At 51.0% G+C, this 14,372-nt stretch carries 15 protein-coding genes; 7 read left to right on the forward strand and 8 right to left on the reverse strand.

Annotated elements, in window-relative coordinates; translation table 11 throughout:
- Positions 1 to 65: 65 nt before the first annotated feature.
- On the forward strand, positions 66 to 1,574 hold the full coding sequence (locus tag Q4563_RS14255) for an MFS transporter (RefSeq protein WP_303604922.1): 1,509 nt from the start codon (positions 66 to 68) through the stop codon (positions 1,572 to 1,574).
- 75 nt (positions 1,575 to 1,649) lie between these two features.
- Here Q4563_RS14255 and Q4563_RS14260 read toward each other — a convergent pair whose 3' ends face one another.
- The 3 genes from Q4563_RS14260 to Q4563_RS14270 form a co-directional block, all read right to left on the reverse strand.
- The gene (locus Q4563_RS14260; protein ID WP_215975927.1) at positions 1,650 to 1,925 is read right to left on the reverse strand and encodes a hypothetical protein; all 276 of its coding nucleotides are present in this window, start codon (positions 1,923 to 1,925) and stop codon (positions 1,650 to 1,652) included.
- Between the two features lie 189 nt (positions 1,926 to 2,114).
- A complete protein-coding gene (locus Q4563_RS14265) occupies positions 2,115 to 3,149 on the reverse strand; it encodes a LacI family DNA-binding transcriptional regulator (RefSeq protein WP_303604923.1) in 1,035 nt (344 codons plus the stop codon).
- Positions 3,150 to 3,263: 114 nt separating this feature from the next.
- Entirely contained in the window at positions 3,264 to 3,536 is a 273-nt protein-coding gene (locus tag Q4563_RS14270; RefSeq protein ID WP_215975925.1) for a hypothetical protein, read from the reverse strand.
- Positions 3,537 to 3,765: 229 nt separating this feature from the next.
- Here Q4563_RS14270 and Q4563_RS14275 point away from each other — a divergent pair, with 229 nt between their 5' ends.
- A complete protein-coding gene (locus Q4563_RS14275) occupies positions 3,766 to 3,969 on the forward strand; it encodes a CsbD family protein (protein WP_215975924.1) in 204 nt (67 codons plus the stop codon).
- A 4-nt stretch (positions 3,970 to 3,973) separates the two neighbouring features.
- Complete coding sequence (locus Q4563_RS14280) at positions 3,974 to 4,552, forward strand: exopolysaccharide biosynthesis protein (RefSeq protein ID WP_215975923.1); 579 nt, start codon at positions 3,974 to 3,976, stop codon at positions 4,550 to 4,552.
- Between the two features lie 185 nt (positions 4,553 to 4,737).
- Here the strand turns inward: Q4563_RS14280 and Q4563_RS14285 are convergent, their stop codons facing one another.
- The gene (locus tag Q4563_RS14285; protein WP_215975922.1) at positions 4,738 to 5,010 is read right to left on the reverse strand and encodes a hypothetical protein; all 273 of its coding nucleotides are present in this window, start codon (positions 5,008 to 5,010) and stop codon (positions 4,738 to 4,740) included.
- 283 nt (positions 5,011 to 5,293) lie between these two features.
- Between Q4563_RS14285 and Q4563_RS14290 the strand changes: the two genes are divergently transcribed.
- Positions 5,294 to 5,623: a hypothetical protein gene (locus Q4563_RS14290; protein WP_303604924.1), complete on the forward strand. Its 330-nt coding sequence runs from the start codon at positions 5,294 to 5,296 to the stop codon at positions 5,621 to 5,623.
- An 89-nt stretch (positions 5,624 to 5,712) separates the two neighbouring features.
- On the opposite strand, the gene Q4563_RS14295 is transcribed toward Q4563_RS14290, so the two are convergent.
- The 3 genes from Q4563_RS14295 to Q4563_RS14305 all read right to left on the reverse strand — a co-directional run bounded on the left by Q4563_RS14295 (position 5,713) and on the right by Q4563_RS14305 (position 7,877).
- Positions 5,713 to 6,051: a P-II family nitrogen regulator gene (locus Q4563_RS14295; RefSeq protein ID WP_215974821.1), complete on the reverse strand. Its 339-nt coding sequence runs from the start codon at positions 6,049 to 6,051 to the stop codon at positions 5,713 to 5,715.
- Positions 6,052 to 6,239: 188 nt separating this feature from the next.
- Positions 6,240 to 7,508: an ammonium transporter gene (locus Q4563_RS14300; RefSeq protein WP_303604925.1), complete on the reverse strand. Its 1,269-nt coding sequence runs from the start codon at positions 7,506 to 7,508 to the stop codon at positions 6,240 to 6,242.
- Positions 7,509 to 7,538: 30 nt separating this feature from the next.
- Positions 7,539 to 7,877: a P-II family nitrogen regulator gene (locus Q4563_RS14305; RefSeq protein WP_215974819.1), complete on the reverse strand. Its 339-nt coding sequence runs from the start codon at positions 7,875 to 7,877 to the stop codon at positions 7,539 to 7,541.
- Between the two features lie 407 nt (positions 7,878 to 8,284).
- On the opposite strand from Q4563_RS14305, the gene Q4563_RS14310 reads away from it, so the two are divergent.
- Positions 8,285 to 8,512, forward strand: a complete 228-nt coding sequence (locus tag Q4563_RS14310; protein WP_442903760.1) for an accessory factor UbiK family protein — start codon at positions 8,285 to 8,287, stop codon at positions 8,510 to 8,512.
- 127 nt (positions 8,513 to 8,639) lie between these two features.
- Positions 8,640 to 10,133, forward strand: coding sequence for a YifB family Mg chelatase-like AAA ATPase (locus tag Q4563_RS14315; protein WP_303604926.1), 1,494 nt, complete (start codon positions 8,640 to 8,642; stop codon positions 10,131 to 10,133).
- Positions 10,134 to 10,182: 49 nt separating this feature from the next.
- Here the strand turns inward: Q4563_RS14315 and Q4563_RS14320 are convergent, their stop codons facing one another.
- Positions 10,183 to 11,919 carry a putative bifunctional diguanylate cyclase/phosphodiesterase gene (locus tag Q4563_RS14320; protein ID WP_215974816.1) on the reverse strand — a complete coding sequence of 579 codons (1,737 nt, stop codon included), beginning with the start codon at positions 11,917 to 11,919 and terminating at the stop codon, positions 10,183 to 10,185.
- A 364-nt stretch (positions 11,920 to 12,283) separates the two neighbouring features.
- Between Q4563_RS14320 and rep the strand changes: the two genes are divergently transcribed.
- Positions 12,284 to 14,293, forward strand: a complete 2,010-nt coding sequence (rep, locus tag Q4563_RS14325) for a DNA helicase Rep (RefSeq protein ID WP_303604927.1) — start codon at positions 12,284 to 12,286, stop codon at positions 14,291 to 14,293.
- Positions 14,294 to 14,372: the final 79 nt, after the last annotated feature.

Below are 14,372 nucleotides of genomic sequence, written 5' to 3' on the forward strand. Positions count from 1 at the left end.
GGTGACAATAGCCGGCCCAACCCACGAGTTGCGGCCGGCCGTGCAATAAAATAACGAGAAACGCTATGACAACCACCGCGAACACCCGGCCAGAGCTCAGTTTTTGGCAAATCTGGAACATGTGCTTTGGCTTTATTGGCATTCAGTTTGGCTTTGCCCTGCAAAACGCCAATGTCAGCCGTATTTTTCAAACTCTGGGAGCTTCGATTGATGAGCTACCCATTCTTTGGGTCGCCGCGCCTTTAACCGGACTGCTGGTACAACCCATTATTGGTTATTTCAGCGATAAAACCTGGAACCGTTTGGGGCGCCGCCGTCCCTACTTTTTAATTGGCGCACTGCTCACTACGGCGTCCCTGTTGTTTATGCCGCACTCCCCCACCCTGTGGATTGCCGCGGGTATGCTGTGGATTATGGACGCCTCCATTAATATTTCCATGGAGCCCTTCCGCGCGTTTGTGGGCGATATGCTGCCGCAAAAACAGCGTACCCTGGGATTTGTGATGCAGGGGTTTTTTATTGGCGTAGGCTCGGTGGTTGCGGCTAGCCTGCCCTGGCTTATGACCAACGTTTGGAGTGTCAGTAATACGGCCGCTGTGGGCGTTGTACCCGATTCGGTTATCTGGTCGTTTAGCCTGGGCGGAGTTGTCTTACTACTGGCCGTCGGCTGGACCATACTAACCACCCGCGAATACTCGCCTGAACAATTGGCGAAGTTCAACAGCGCTGAAGGGCAAGTCGACACCAAGGAAACGGCCACCCTTAAGCCCGCCAGCTTCTACCATAAAAGCGGCCTAGTTTGGCTGCTGCTAAGCGTACTAGGCGCTGCGGCTATTACCGGTTTTGCCCTGCAGGGCGAACTGTATATTCTAGCGGGCAGCTGCGGCGGTTTTGCGATGTTACAGCTAGCCGCCGGCTGGTTGCAAAACAATCGGCGCACTGAGCACGGGGTATATCAAATAACACACGACCTATTCCATATGCCTCGCACTATGGTGCAACTGGCAGTTGTGCAGTTTTTCTCGTGGTTTGCCTTATTCACTATGTGGATCTATTTAACCCCTGCGGTTTCCAGTCATCACTTTGGCGCCACAGACACTTCAGGCGAATTGTTCAACCAGGGCGCAGATTGGGCCGGGGTACTGCAAGGCTCCTACAATGGCTACGCCATGCTGGCCGCTTTTATTATTCCACTTATGGCACGCAAACTGGGGCGTAAAATAACTCACAGTATTAATCTCGCCTGTGGTGCCTTGGGTTTTCTTTCTTTTTTAATTGTGCGCGACCCCAACTGGTTACTGGCTTCTATGCTGGGTGTTGGTATTGCCTGGGCGTCAATTCTCTCTATGCCCTACGCCATGCTTTCCTGCGCCTTGCCCGGCCATAAGATGGGCGTTTATATGGGAATTTTTAATTTCTTTATTGTCATTCCGCAAATACTGGCGGCCAGTATTTTAGGGCTTGTTATGAGTACTGTATTCGCTGGCAGCAGTATTTATGCTCTGGCCTTAGCGAGCGGCTGTTTTTTACTGGCAGCAGGTTTTACCTTAAACGTAGATGATGTGGGGGAGTAACCGTCGCCAGATTTACAACGTTAGGGGTGAGCCTGTAAAACGCGCCACCCCAATGCGAAGTAATATTTAAAGTCTTTAGGCGCGTTTAATCCGCACAACCTTCATCACTTCAAAACGCAACCCCGCAACCATTTCGGCCTCCGGGTAGTAAGTGATGTTGACACGTGCACCCTTTAAACTTTGATATTTATCTTTACGTTTAAACTTAAACGGTATATCACACCCCTCTATCATCACCGTATGCAACATCCACTCGCCTTGCTCGCGCTGAACGTGAGACACCACCTTCATCGCCTCCGAGTGCACCAATTCACGATTCTTTTCTAGTAATTTCTTAGGGTCTGATTTCATTGCTTTGTACGGATTAAATTTATTAAATGAGACTTATTGATAATGTAATTTCCGCTAAAAATTTTTGCCGAGATCCCAAATTGACTACCTTAAGCTATATACAATTATACAGTGTGGCAATCGCTATTCGGCTATTGTTTAGTCTTCAACGTAATAGATCTTAAGCATTCAGTGGTATATGCAATACAGCTAACTGGACCTGCCGCCACAAGACCCTCTAACCACTAGTTGCGCCGGAATTAAAAACGATTCAATCGTTTCACCTTCCATCAGCTTCAATAGATTTTCCACTAACAACTCACCTGCGATTTTGGTGTTCTGCTGCACTGTTGATAACGGTGGATAGGTATAAGCAGCCATGGGTATATCGTCAAACCCCATGATCGCTATATCTTGTGGAATGCGTACGCCCTTCTCTTCCAACGCTTTCATAACACCGATGGCAATTAAATCGCTGGCACCGAGCACGGCATCAAAGGCCACCCCATCGTTGCGCAGTGACACCGCCGCCTGATAGCCGGAATCTTCCGATGTTTCAGCGTCTACTTGCAGTTGCGAATCAATCCTTAAATCAGCTTGTTCAAGAGCCGCGCAGTAGCCTTGATAGCGACGACGAAACTCCGGGCTGCCCTCTGAAATACCGCCAATAAAAGCAATGCGCCGGTAGCCCAACCTCAATAGGTGCTCAGTGGCTTTCTTAGCACCGCTGAAATTGTCGCAACCAATGGAGACTCCCGGCTGGCCCGGCAACACCGGCCCCCAGGTAATGTAGTGAGCCTGCTGTTCATCTAAATGGTTTAGCTTTTCGACATAGGTGGTGTAGTCACCGTACCCTAAAAAGATAATACCGTCGGCGCGATTAGCGTCTTCATAATCGGCGTGCCAGTCGTCACTAAACTGCTGAAAAGAAATCAGAACATCGTAGTTGCGGGTGGCGCTGGCGCGGATAATGCTCGCCACCATGGACAGAAAGAAAGGGTTGATCAGTGAATCACCGGTGCCGTGATCTTCGTTAAGTAACAGGGCAATGGTACGGGTTTTCTGTGAGCGTAGATTGCGCGCATTTTTATCGACTTTGTAGTTGAGCTCGCGGGCAATCTCCTTAATACGCTGCTTGGTCTCTTCATTGACCAGCGGGCTATCACTAAGTGCCCGCGATACTGTCGCCTGAGACACGCCCGCTTGATATGCGATATCGAACGATGTGGGTTTGCGATCTTTCATCCAGCCATCCTATGGGCGAAGCCAAGCCTTGAGAGCCGCTCGCGACGCTTTTGTTATAGTTCGTTGTGGCTATTCTGCCACGTATAGCAAGGCGTGTTAACGTTATTTTTCAGACTAGCCTTTGTCCGAACGCAACTGCTTGACCAAGCTAAAGCCTGCAAAACCACAGGCCGCGGCTACTGTACCACCGACAACTTGTGCCACTAACCACAAGCTGGCACCTCCGCCCTCATAAGGCGTGAAGTAAACACTGTAAATTAAAGCGGCTAATAGTCCCAGCCAAGGCAAGGCACCAGCGAGAATCGCGCTGATGAAACCGCGAGAAATTAACGCGCAAATAGCGCCCGTCAACAGTGATGGAACAATCAACAAAAACCATACCCACATACGCTTTAGCGGGTTAACCCGCTCCCCTTAATGTTTGGCTTATACTCCCTAAAATACCAAAATCTGTGTAATTTTTATAAAAAATCTTTACTCAGTCTGCTTTTTACCAAAACAACCCTTGCCTGCCCCCCCACTCGAACAGGCTAAAACACAGCCCAGCGGATCTCGGCACACGACTGGACTGTTCTTTGCTTTATTGCGTTTAACTTCAAGCCGACAGGAGGACTCTATGAACACCGAGCAATTTGAGGGTAACTGGAAACATCTGAAAGGCAGTGTGCAAGAACAGTGGGGACGTTTAACTGACGATGATATTCAAAAAGTGGTCGGCAAGCGCGACAAACTGGTCGGACGCTTACAAGAGCGCTACGGCATCACCCGACAAGCCGCTGAGGATGAAGTGAATCAGTGGTCTGTTAAATACGAGCAGTAGGTGAATGATGGCTAACACACAGCAAGGCGGTTTAACCCAAACCATTGACCTCATTCTCGGCGCCAGCAGCCAGAATTCATTCAGCGTCGGCGATGTGCTAGAAAGTGCGAGCCATCGAGGTTTTGGCCCAATGCTTTTGGTGCCGGCACTGGTGACTTTTTTACCCACAGGGGGGATTCCCGGTGTGCCTATTGTAGCGGCGATAGTGATTATTTTAATTGCCGGGCAAATATTGCTGGGCCGCAACACGCCGTGGCTACCCAAGCGATTGCGAAAAATCGAAGTCGAGCGATCCTCTGTGGATAAAGTTTTGCGGCCAGCAAAGCGTTATACAACGCCGGTTGATCGGGTCTTAAAGCCGCGCTTAGGCTTTTTATTGGGCGCTGTAGGCATTAAAGTCACCGCTCTTTTATGCATTGGCTTGGCACTGGCACTGATTCCACTCGGGCCTATTCCTTTTGCTGCGGCTATACCTTCGGGCATTATGGTATTGCTGGCTTTAGGCATAGTCGCCAAGGACGGGTTGTTAATTGTGATCGGCGGCGTGTTAAGTGTGCTCGCGGTGGCGTTGATGGCCTTTTAGGCTACGCAAGAAACTACTCAGTGGCCTAAGCGGGCAAAACTCATTAGGAAGATACACGACCACCTAGGGTTTTAAACGCGCCTTGGGCATATCACCCAACAGTCATAATTGCCCAAGGCGACAATGCCTAATGCATCCCACAACCATACCGCTGAGACATTGCCCAACAGGCGTTTGAAAGTTGACTACATCAAGCTGCCGGTAAAGTCGCTGGCAGGTTTGCCCGGCCGGCTGGACACTGGATGGTTGGGAATTTCATTAATTTTTCCGCCGCGAGCCAAAAAGGCTTCTATCTGACAGGAAAGCTCGGTACGAAGCTTTTCTCGCGAGGCAATATTGTAATCTTCCGCAGAGTGAACCTTACCGGTAACTGCCACGCTAAGCGCTTCTGTCTCTTCAGATTCCATATCGTCGTTCTGATCCAGATTCTGTTCGGTTTCGTCGTATTGACTCGCCATAATCACACCCCTCAATGAACCCGCGTTAAGTACGCGTCAACAAGAAACAGACGAAAAATATACTTTTAATGCCTGCCCCAAAGTGTTTATTAATAACCTGCGCTTTGTGACTTTATAGCGCAACCTACGCTTAAGGTCATTGCTTTTTTATTGTTTTTTTAGTTCAGTTTTTTATTACCAAGCCTGCATACTTAAGATTTTGTTATTTGGCCTGTGCAAATCATATTTTTTGCACAATAACCCTGAGCACGCTAGACTTCGACCTTTTTACGGTTACTTATTTATGGCACGTAAACAAGAGTTCAAACACTTTCCGGAGCTACATGACCTACCCGACGATGAAAAAGCCAACCGCTTAACCGAAGCAAAGGCCTTGGCCTTTGGCCCCAATCAAAAACTCACGCGCTGGCGTGGCAACATAATGCAATTTGCCATCATGTTTATCGTTTCTGTGCTTTTTATGGTGTTTGTAGCGCCGGCATTGTCACTGTCACAGGATGCTTCTGCTCTTATTATGCTATTCATTATTTTGCCGTTGTTTTTTATACTGCAGCAACGGCGTTACATTCAGCTGGTTCGCCAGGCACTGGCCAAATTAAACCCGCCGAGCTAATTTAACTATTACAGACATAAAAAAAGCGCCTAAAGGCGCTTTTTTTATGTCTGTAATACTGGGCAAAGATTTTTACCCATAAGCCAGAATTAGATAGCTTCTGGCCCGGTTTCGCCGGTACGAATTCGGATAATCTCTTCCAGCGGGGTGATAAAGATTTTACCATCACCAATTTTGCCGGTTTGAGCTGCCTTGGTAATTGCCTCAACCGCCTGATCGACGAGAGCGTCGTCCACAGCCAGTTCAATTTTTACCTTGGGCAGAAAATCTACTACGTACTCAGCACCGCGATACAACTCGGTGTGACCCTTTTGACGACCAAAGCCCTTGACCTCGGTCACGGTCATCCCTTGTACGCCCACCTCAGACAGTCCAGTGCGGACATCATCGAGCTTAAAGGGTTTTACGACAGCAGTAATCAGTTTCATTTATGCGTTCCTTTTTGGTCTTAGTCTCTGCTCTGGCTTGGCCTCTTTGAGGAAACCCACCAGCCTAAATCTGTTGATGGGTTAAAGATAACACGCTGAGAGCGGGAAAATCATCCTTATCAGCACAAATACAAGCGAGAGGCTAAATCAAACGGCGGCCCGGGTAACCGAGCCGCCGCCAGCAAGACTTACTTAGCGGAAGTGAACTCTGGGTATGCTTCCATGCCACACTCGGCAAGGTCAACACCTTCGTACTCTTCTTCTTCGCTAACACGCAGTCCGATGATCACTTTGATGATGCTCCAAACGATCAGGCTACAGACGAAGACCCAAACAAAGATGGTCAATCCGCCCACGATCTGGCCGACAAAGGTAGAGCCGTCGTTGGTTAAAGGTACAACCAACAGACCAAACAGACCGACTACACCGTGTACAGAGATAGCACCGACTGGGTCATCGATTTTCATTTTATCCAAAGACAGGATAGAGAAGACTACGATGATACCGCCCACTGCACCGATGATGGTAGCACCCAAGGCGCTTGGGGTAGAAGGCTCAGCGGTAATCGCTACCAGGCCTGCCAACGCACCGTTAAGAGCCATGGTCAAGTCGGCTTTGCCGAACAGAATGCGAGCGACAATCAGTGCGGCAACCAAACCACCAGCGGCGGCGGCGTTGGTGTTCAGGAACACCATCGCGACGGAGTTAGCGTTGGCGATATCGCCCAATTTCAGTACCGAACCACCGTTGAAACCGAACCAACCCATCCACAGGATGAATGTACCTAAGGTAGCCATTGGCAAGTTAGCACCGGTAATGGCGTGAATTTCGCCGTTTTTACCATATTTACCTTTACGAGCACCCAGCAAGATCACACCAGCCAGCGCAGCTGCAGCACCTGCCATGTGTACGATGCCAGAGCCGGCAAAGTCAGAGAAGCCTAGGTCGCCAAGGTTATACATGCCAAATACGTCGGCACCATTCCAAGTCCAGCTGCCTTCCATTGGGTAAATGAAACCAGTCATTACCACAGCGAAGGTCAAGAATGCCCAAAGCTTCATGCGCTCAGCAACCGCACCAGAGACAATAGACATAGCGGTTGCTACGAATACTACCTGGAAGAAGAAGTCAGAGGCACCGGAGTAAACCGAACCACCTTCAAAGCCTTCTTCGGCAGAGGCTGCCAAAGCATCAGCAACTAGAGTTTCACCGCCGGCAATACCGGTTAGGAAAAAGTCGCCGCCGTACATAATGGCGTAACCGCACACTAAGTACATAATGCATGAAATGGCAAACAGAGCGACGTTTTTGGTCAAGATCTCTGTCGTGTTTTTAGCGCGTACCAGACCCGCTTCTAGCATGGAGAAGCCGGCGGCCATCCACATTACCAGTGCACCACATACCAAAAAGTAAAAGGTATCGATGGCGTACTGCAACTGAAAAATTTGATTTTCCATTGCTTAATCCCCGTTTGATTTTAAATTGTTTTAAAGCGCTTGATCACCGGTTTCGCTGGTGCGAATCCGGACAACCTGCTCAAGGCTTGAGACAAATATTTTTCCGTCACCAATTTTGCCGCTGTTGGCAGCTTTGGTGATGGCCTCGACCACAGAGTCAAGCTCCGACTCTTTTACGGCGATTTCCACCTTGGTTTTGGGCAAAAAATCGACGACGTATTCCGCGCCGCGGTATAGTTCTGAATGGCCCTTTTGCCGACCGAAGCCTTTCACTTCGGTGACAGTCATACCGTGAATGCCGATCTCTGATAGCGCTTCGCGCACGACATCGAGCTTAAACGGTTTGATAATCGCAGTTACCAATTTCATTTATTGTGCTCCTAAAAAAACCCGCACCCGAGAGTGCGGGAAACACTGGAAAGACGATCTGTCGTCCCGCCTAAGCGGTAAAACAGAAGAGCAGACCCTAAAAGAGGCTCCACGCCCTTTTTGTGTACTCGGGCAGGTCATTGCACAGAGCAGGCCAATTACAAATATCCTTTCTATTTCAATGAGATATAGCTTTCTACTAGCCTTACATTGGCCCCATTATCGACCTGCGGTAGTCTTGATGCACCAATATTGTGCTATCGGCGTTTAGCGGCGCACCAATAATGCGCTGATTCTGCTTGTCTGACGAAAGTCGCGACAGATGCCCGATTTTGACGCACATTTATGCGCCCACAGGACGCACAATTGCCACCGGTGTACAATGTGCCTTTATTCAGGAGCCTATGATGCAAACGTTAGCCGAGCAATTATTCAATGAATTAAAGCAGCGCATTCCCTCGCTGGATGAAGTGCCCACCCCCAACGTTAAAGCCGCCCTCAATCGCGCCATTAGCAAAATGGATTTGGTCAGCCGGGAAGAGTTCGATGCCCAAGCCGCGGTGCTGGCCCGTACCCGTGAAAGACTGGAAGCGCTAGAACGGCAGGTAGCACAGCTGGAACAGAACACCCCTTAAAGCGCACCATGGGCTGACTACTGGGCTGTAAAGATAAAACCGACACTGGAATTGACCTCAGCGGCTATGGCCACTAGATTGTGAACATAGGGCGGCAAAGCCCCACTCCGTATGCAAAGGATTGCCTATGTCACTCGCTATTGTTCACACCCGCGCTCAACTCGGAATCGACGCTCCGGCGGTAACGGTTGAGGTCCACCTCTCCAACGGCTTACCGAGCCTAGCCATCGTTGGCCTTCCCGAGGCCGCCGTAAAAGAAAGTAAAGACCGGGTGCGTAGCGCCATACTCAATAGCCACCTGGAATTTCCCGCTCGGCGCATCACCATCAACCTCGCCCCGGCCGATCTCCCCAAAGAGGGTGGTCGCTACGATTTGGCTATTGCCATCGGCATACTGGCCGCCTCGGGACAAGTACCAACTGACCCGCTGGCCTCACTGGAGTTTCTGGGCGAGCTGGCCCTTTCGGGCCACCTGCGTGAGGTGCATGGCGCCCTACCCGCTGCACTGGCCAGTGTCGCCAGCCGGCGGCATTTAATCACCGGTACAGACAACGGGCGCGAGGCATCGCTCGCAGGCGCCGAATACGTGCGCACCGCTGCCAATTTACTGAGTGTTTGCGCCCAACTGCACGGTCGGGCCGAGCTTCCCCACCCCGAACCTTACAGCCGACAACCGATTGCCTATCCGGAATTACAAGACGTGCGCGGTCAGGCTCAGGCTAAGCGCGCCCTCGAAATTGCCGCCGCCGGCGGGCATAACTTATTGATGTTCGGGCCGCCGGGGACCGGAAAAACGATGCTGGCCAGTCGCTTACCCGGCATTATGCCACCCATTGATTTGCGCGAATCGCTCGAGGTGGCCGCTATTTGCTCTGTGGTGGGCGAGTCGAATCCCGAAAGCTGGCAACAGCGGCCCTTTCGCAATCCTCACCATACGGCCTCTGCGGCGGCAATGGTGGGTGGTGGCACAGTGCCCCGGCCCGGCGAAATATCGCTGGCTCATGGCGGTGTTTTATTTTTGGATGAGCTACCTGAATTTCAACGCCAAGTGCTGGAGGTGCTGCGCGAACCCTTAGAAAGTGGAGAAATTCGACTATCGCGAGCGCGGGCGCAAACGTGTTACCCGGCCCGATTCCAATTGATTGGAGCCATGAATCCCTGCCCCTGTGGCTATTATGGCCACGATGATCAGCGCTGCCGCTGCACACCGGATCAAGTACGCCGCTATCGGGGCCGAATTTCTGGACCCTTGCTGGATCGAATTGACCTGCATGTACCGGTAACCGCCATTGTCCCTACCGAATTGGGCAAAGCACCCGCAGGCGAATCCAGCGCCGCAGTCCAGACACGCACTGTGGCGACACGCCAGCGCGCTCTCGACCGACAACAATGTGCCAACGCCCAGCTATCACCGCCACAAATCGAGACCGTGTGCCGGTTGGGCAAAGCAGAACATTTGTTTGTGGAATCGGCCGTCAGTAAGTTGGGGTTATCAACACGGGCTTATCACCGCGTATTAAAGGTGGCCCGAACACTTGCCGATATGGCGGGGGAAGAAATGATTGAGCGTGCTCACCTGGCCGAGGCCATCAGTTTCCGCTCGCTTGATCGCGGCTTATAAATTAAAATGAAACTTATAAACACTGCCGCTGAGGGTGGTGTTTTGCGGCTTAGCTTTCTTCACCGTCGGGCGGCACTGCTGCCGAGACATCGGTCAGCGTTAAATCGGCGATGACTTTATGCAGACGGTCATAGCTTTGCGGGGCCGACAAAAAGTACCCCTGCATTTGATCGCAGCCCTCTTCGATTAGCCATTTTTGCTGACTGGCATTTTCCACACCCTCGGCCACCACCGCTTTGCCCAGGTTGTGGGCGAGATTGATCATGGCTGACACCAGCCGTCGCTCGCTGCGCCGTCTAAGTAAATCCGTCATAAACTGCGAGTCGATTTTTAAGGCGGTGATGGGCAGGCGCTGCAGATGCAAAAATGACGAACTGCCAGTACCAAAATCATCCAGGGCAAATGTCACCCCAAAGTAAGACAATGGCCGCATACACAAACTAACCATATCGATATTTTCCATCAACGCGGTTTCGGTCAGTTCAAATTCAATTTTATTGGGATCTACCCCCGTATCATTAAAAATATTGGCCACATGCTGCACCATGGACTCATCGCGAAATTGGCGCGCCGACAGATTGACCGCCATTTTAAGCTCAATGCCAACATCGCGCTTTAAGCGCTGTAGGTCGGCACAGGCGCGCCGAATGGCCCAATAACCAATCGCAAAGATCAGCCCGGTATCTTCGGCAATACTGATAAAGTTATGGGCGCTTAATATCCCTTTTTGCGGGTGATTCCAGCGCAATAAAGCTTCCAGAGCAACCACCTTGCCGGTACTAATGGCAAAGCGAGGTTGATATTCCAAATACAGTTCGCGATTTTCCACCGCGCGCCGTAAGTCCTCTTCCAACCGCAGGCGATAGCGTACATCGCGGTTCATTTCTTCGGTAAAGAAACGAAAGTTACTGCCCTCCACCTGTTTGGCTTGATACATAGCCAAATCGGCCGATTTGAGCAAGGTATCGGCATCGTGCCCTGCCTCTGGGTAAGAGGCAATTCCCAAGCTACAGCCCACATTAATATGGTAGCCGCCAATTTCGTAGGGGGTGGTAATTTGCTCAATGATTTTGACCGCCAGATGCGCCAATCCCGACGAGCTCTCCACATTGAGCAATAGCAGCGTGAATTCATCCCCCCCCATTCGCGCCATGGAGTCACTGCGCCGCAGCAGTGACTGTAGGCGCTCGGCACATAGGCGGATTAAGCCGTCACCAATGTCATGACCATAGCGATCATTCACCACCTTAAAGTCATCCAAATCGATAAACATCAAGGCAAAGCGCGCTTTTTCACGCGAAGCAACTCGCAGAGCGTTTTCCAGGCGGTCGCGAAACAGCACCCGATTCGGAATATCAGTCAGAGGATCGTGATGGGCGAGACGAGCGAGGTGATGTTCGGTACGCTTGCGCTCAATAGCGTAGCGCAGTGCGCGCTCCAGCCAAAAGGCATTGACGGTATCCAAGGCCAGATAGTCCGCCGCCCCCGCAGGCACAGCTTCGCGATCGAGCACTTGATTCATACTGTTCGAAAGCACCAACACCGGAACCGGGCTAAAGTGGCTTTTCATTGAGTCGAGCAACTCGCGAGCGCTGGCGGGGTCGTCAGCAGCGTAAAACAAAGCCACCTGATAATCTTCCGATAGCAGGCAAATTAAACCGTCATCGTCCATATTCCCGAGCACAATGCTGTACTGATTGGGCGCTACCTCGTCCAACCAGGCTCCGATTTGGTCGGCAAGTGATTGCTCGCCATTAAGCAGCAAAATGCTGATGGTGGAAGCCATGACATTATTCCTTACAAAATCCATCTTATTATTGCTCATGCATGAGCTATAGCTACACGCTGACCATGTAAATCACAACGCTAGCGCTTACTACATCCTTGAATTTGTAACATCCCTCTCAAATGACCGCTGAATTGAATAAAATACCCAATTAAAATAGCTAAATAACATAAGTGATCAAGTAAGAGTTGCGCCCAAATCAACCTTGGGCTGTTGACTGTCAAACATACACCATTTAAGAAGATATGTGCACAAAAATAAAGCGATTTTGTCAACCCTACCAGCATTCGTTTCTTAAGGGGCAATGCATTGTTACAATGGCATATGACCCCTCAATAAACTCATCCGTAATATTCGAGGCTTTGTGACCCGACTCAATCCCCGCCAGCGTGAAGCGGTTCATTATGTCGACGGCCCCTGTTTGGTACTAGCAGGCGCGGGCTCTGGCAAAACATCCGTTATTACCCGAAAAATTGCCTATTTGATCGAGCAGTGCGATATTCCTGCTCGCCATATAGCCGCCCTGACATTTACCAACAAAGCCGCCCGCGAAATGAAAGAGCGAGTAGGTTCGCTGGTACGTGGCCAAGCGGCACGTGGCTTAACCGTTTCTACTTTTCATAACTTGGGGCTGAATATTATTCGCCGTGAGGCGAAAACCTTAGGGTTTAAGCCGGGCTTCTCTATCTTTGACGCCGAAGATGCCCGCTCCCTACTCAAAGAGTTAATGCTCAAAGACGGTGAGCTGGACAGCGACCACCTCAATTTAGTGCAAAGTCAAATCTCCAACTGGAAAAACGACCTAACCACCCCCGAGGCCGCCGAAGAGTTAGCGCAAAGCCCCGCCGAACTCACTATGGTGCGTGTGTACGAGCGCTACAACCAGGCGCTCAGAGCCTATAATGCCGTGGACTTTGACGATTTAATTCTGGTGCCGGTTAATGTGTTTATGACCCACCCAGAGGTTCTGGCGCGCTGGCAGCGCAAAATTCAGCACCTGCTTGTGGACGAGTACCAAGACACTAACTCCAGCCAATACTTACTGGTAAAGCAGCTGGTGGGCGGGCGAAATGCCCTAACCGTGGTAGGGGACGATGACCAATCCATTTACGCTTGGCGCGGGGCGCGGCCTGAGAACATGGTACTGCTCAAAGAAGACTTCCCCAATCTGCATCTGATTAAGCTTGAGCAAAACTACCGCTCAACCAGCCGTATTCTACGGGTAGCCAACCACCTGATTGCTCATAACCCCCACGAATACGACAAAGCGCTCTGGAGTGAAATGGGGCTGGGGGATGAAATTCGCATTGTAAAATGCGCCTCCGAGGATGCCGAAGCCGAGCGCGTGGCCACCGAGATCCTTGCCAACAAGTTGCGCCGCGGAGGAAAGTTCAGTGATTACGCCATTCTATATCGGGGTAACCACCAGGGCCGACTGATGGAAATTAAACTCCAGCAGCATCAGGTACCTTATAAAATCAGTGGCGGCTCGTCGTTTTTTGGCAAAACTGAGATTAAGGACATCATGTCCTACCTGCGTTTACTGGTGAACCCGGACGACGACAATGCTTTCTTGCGCATTATTAATACCCCGCGCCGCCAAATCGGCACCAGTACTCTGGAGGCCCTAGGCCGATTTGCCAGTGAGCGACACATCAGTTTATATGCCGCTACCGATGATATCGCCCTACAGCGACATATCCCCAAGCAAAACCTAGAGCGCTTGCGCACCTTCAATCAGTGGATTGAACGCGTTGTCGCGCGCTGCAGCGGCCATGAACCCATCGCCGCCATTGAGCAAATGATCGAAGATATCGGCTACGAAGCCTGGCTGCACCAAAACTCATCCAGCGCCAAAGCTGCCGAGAAACGCATGAACAATGTGCGCTACCTTACCGACTCCATCCGCACCATGATGGAAAAAAGCGACGAGGGCGACAAAATTACCATTGAAGACGCCATCAGCAAACTAGTGCTGCGGGATTTGCTAGAACGCCAGGAAGAAGAAGAAACTTTAGATCAGGTTCAGCTAATGACCCTACACGCCTCCAAAGGGCTTGAATTCCCCCACGTATACTTAGTGGGCATGGAAGAAGACCTACTACCACACCGCAACAGCATTGAAACCGAGAATATCGAAGAAGAGCGACGCCTAGCCTATGTTGGCATTACCCGTGCCCAACGCACCCTTACCATGACCCTGGCGGGCAAACGTAAACAGTATGGCGATGTCTCAGAGACCACCCCTAGCCGTTTTATCAGCGAACTGCCACAAGAAGACATCGCCTACGAAGGCTTTTCCCCCGCCACGAAAGAACAAGTCAAGGCCACCGGTGAGCAAACGCTGACTAGCTTATTGAATATGTTTGATTGAGAGCTGGACGCTGGACGCTGGACGCTGGACGCTGGACGCTGGACGCTGGACGCTGGACGCTGGACGCTGGACGCTGGAC

It is taken from the genome of Gilvimarinus sp. 1_MG-2023, assembly GCF_030548285.1.

Coding starts and splice junctions, on each gene's coding strand:
- Q4563_RS14255 (WP_303604922.1), top strand. CDS start 66: ATGACAACCACCGCGAACACCCGGCCAGAGCTCAGTTTTTGGCAAATC.
- Q4563_RS14260 (WP_215975927.1), bottom strand. CDS start 1,925: ATGAAATCAGACCCTAAGAAATTACTAGAAAAGAATCGTGAATTGGTG.
- Q4563_RS14265 (WP_303604923.1), bottom strand. CDS start 3,149: ATGAAAGATCGCAAACCCACATCGTTCGATATCGCATATCAAGCGGGC.
- Q4563_RS14270 (WP_215975925.1), bottom strand. CDS start 3,536: ATGTGGGTATGGTTTTTGTTGATTGTTCCATCACTGTTGACGGGCGCT.
- Q4563_RS14275 (WP_215975924.1), top strand. CDS start 3,766: ATGAACACCGAGCAATTTGAGGGTAACTGGAAACATCTGAAAGGCAGT.
- Q4563_RS14280 (WP_215975923.1), top strand. CDS start 3,974: ATGATGGCTAACACACAGCAAGGCGGTTTAACCCAAACCATTGACCTC.
- Q4563_RS14285 (WP_215975922.1), bottom strand. CDS start 5,010: ATGGCGAGTCAATACGACGAAACCGAACAGAATCTGGATCAGAACGAC.
- Q4563_RS14290 (WP_303604924.1), top strand. CDS start 5,294: ATGGCACGTAAACAAGAGTTCAAACACTTTCCGGAGCTACATGACCTA.
- Q4563_RS14295 (WP_215974821.1), bottom strand. CDS start 6,051: ATGAAACTGATTACTGCTGTCGTAAAACCCTTTAAGCTCGATGATGTC.
- Q4563_RS14300 (WP_303604925.1), bottom strand. CDS start 7,508: ATGGAAAATCAAATTTTTCAGTTGCAGTACGCCATCGATACCTTTTAC.
- Q4563_RS14305 (WP_215974819.1), bottom strand. CDS start 7,877: ATGAAATTGGTAACTGCGATTATCAAACCGTTTAAGCTCGATGTCGTG.
- Q4563_RS14310 (WP_442903760.1), top strand. CDS start 8,285: ATGCAAACGTTAGCCGAGCAATTATTCAATGAATTAAAGCAGCGCATT.
- Q4563_RS14315 (WP_303604926.1), top strand. CDS start 8,640: ATGTCACTCGCTATTGTTCACACCCGCGCTCAACTCGGAATCGACGCT.
- Q4563_RS14320 (WP_215974816.1), bottom strand. CDS start 11,919: ATGGCTTCCACCATCAGCATTTTGCTGCTTAATGGCGAGCAATCACTT.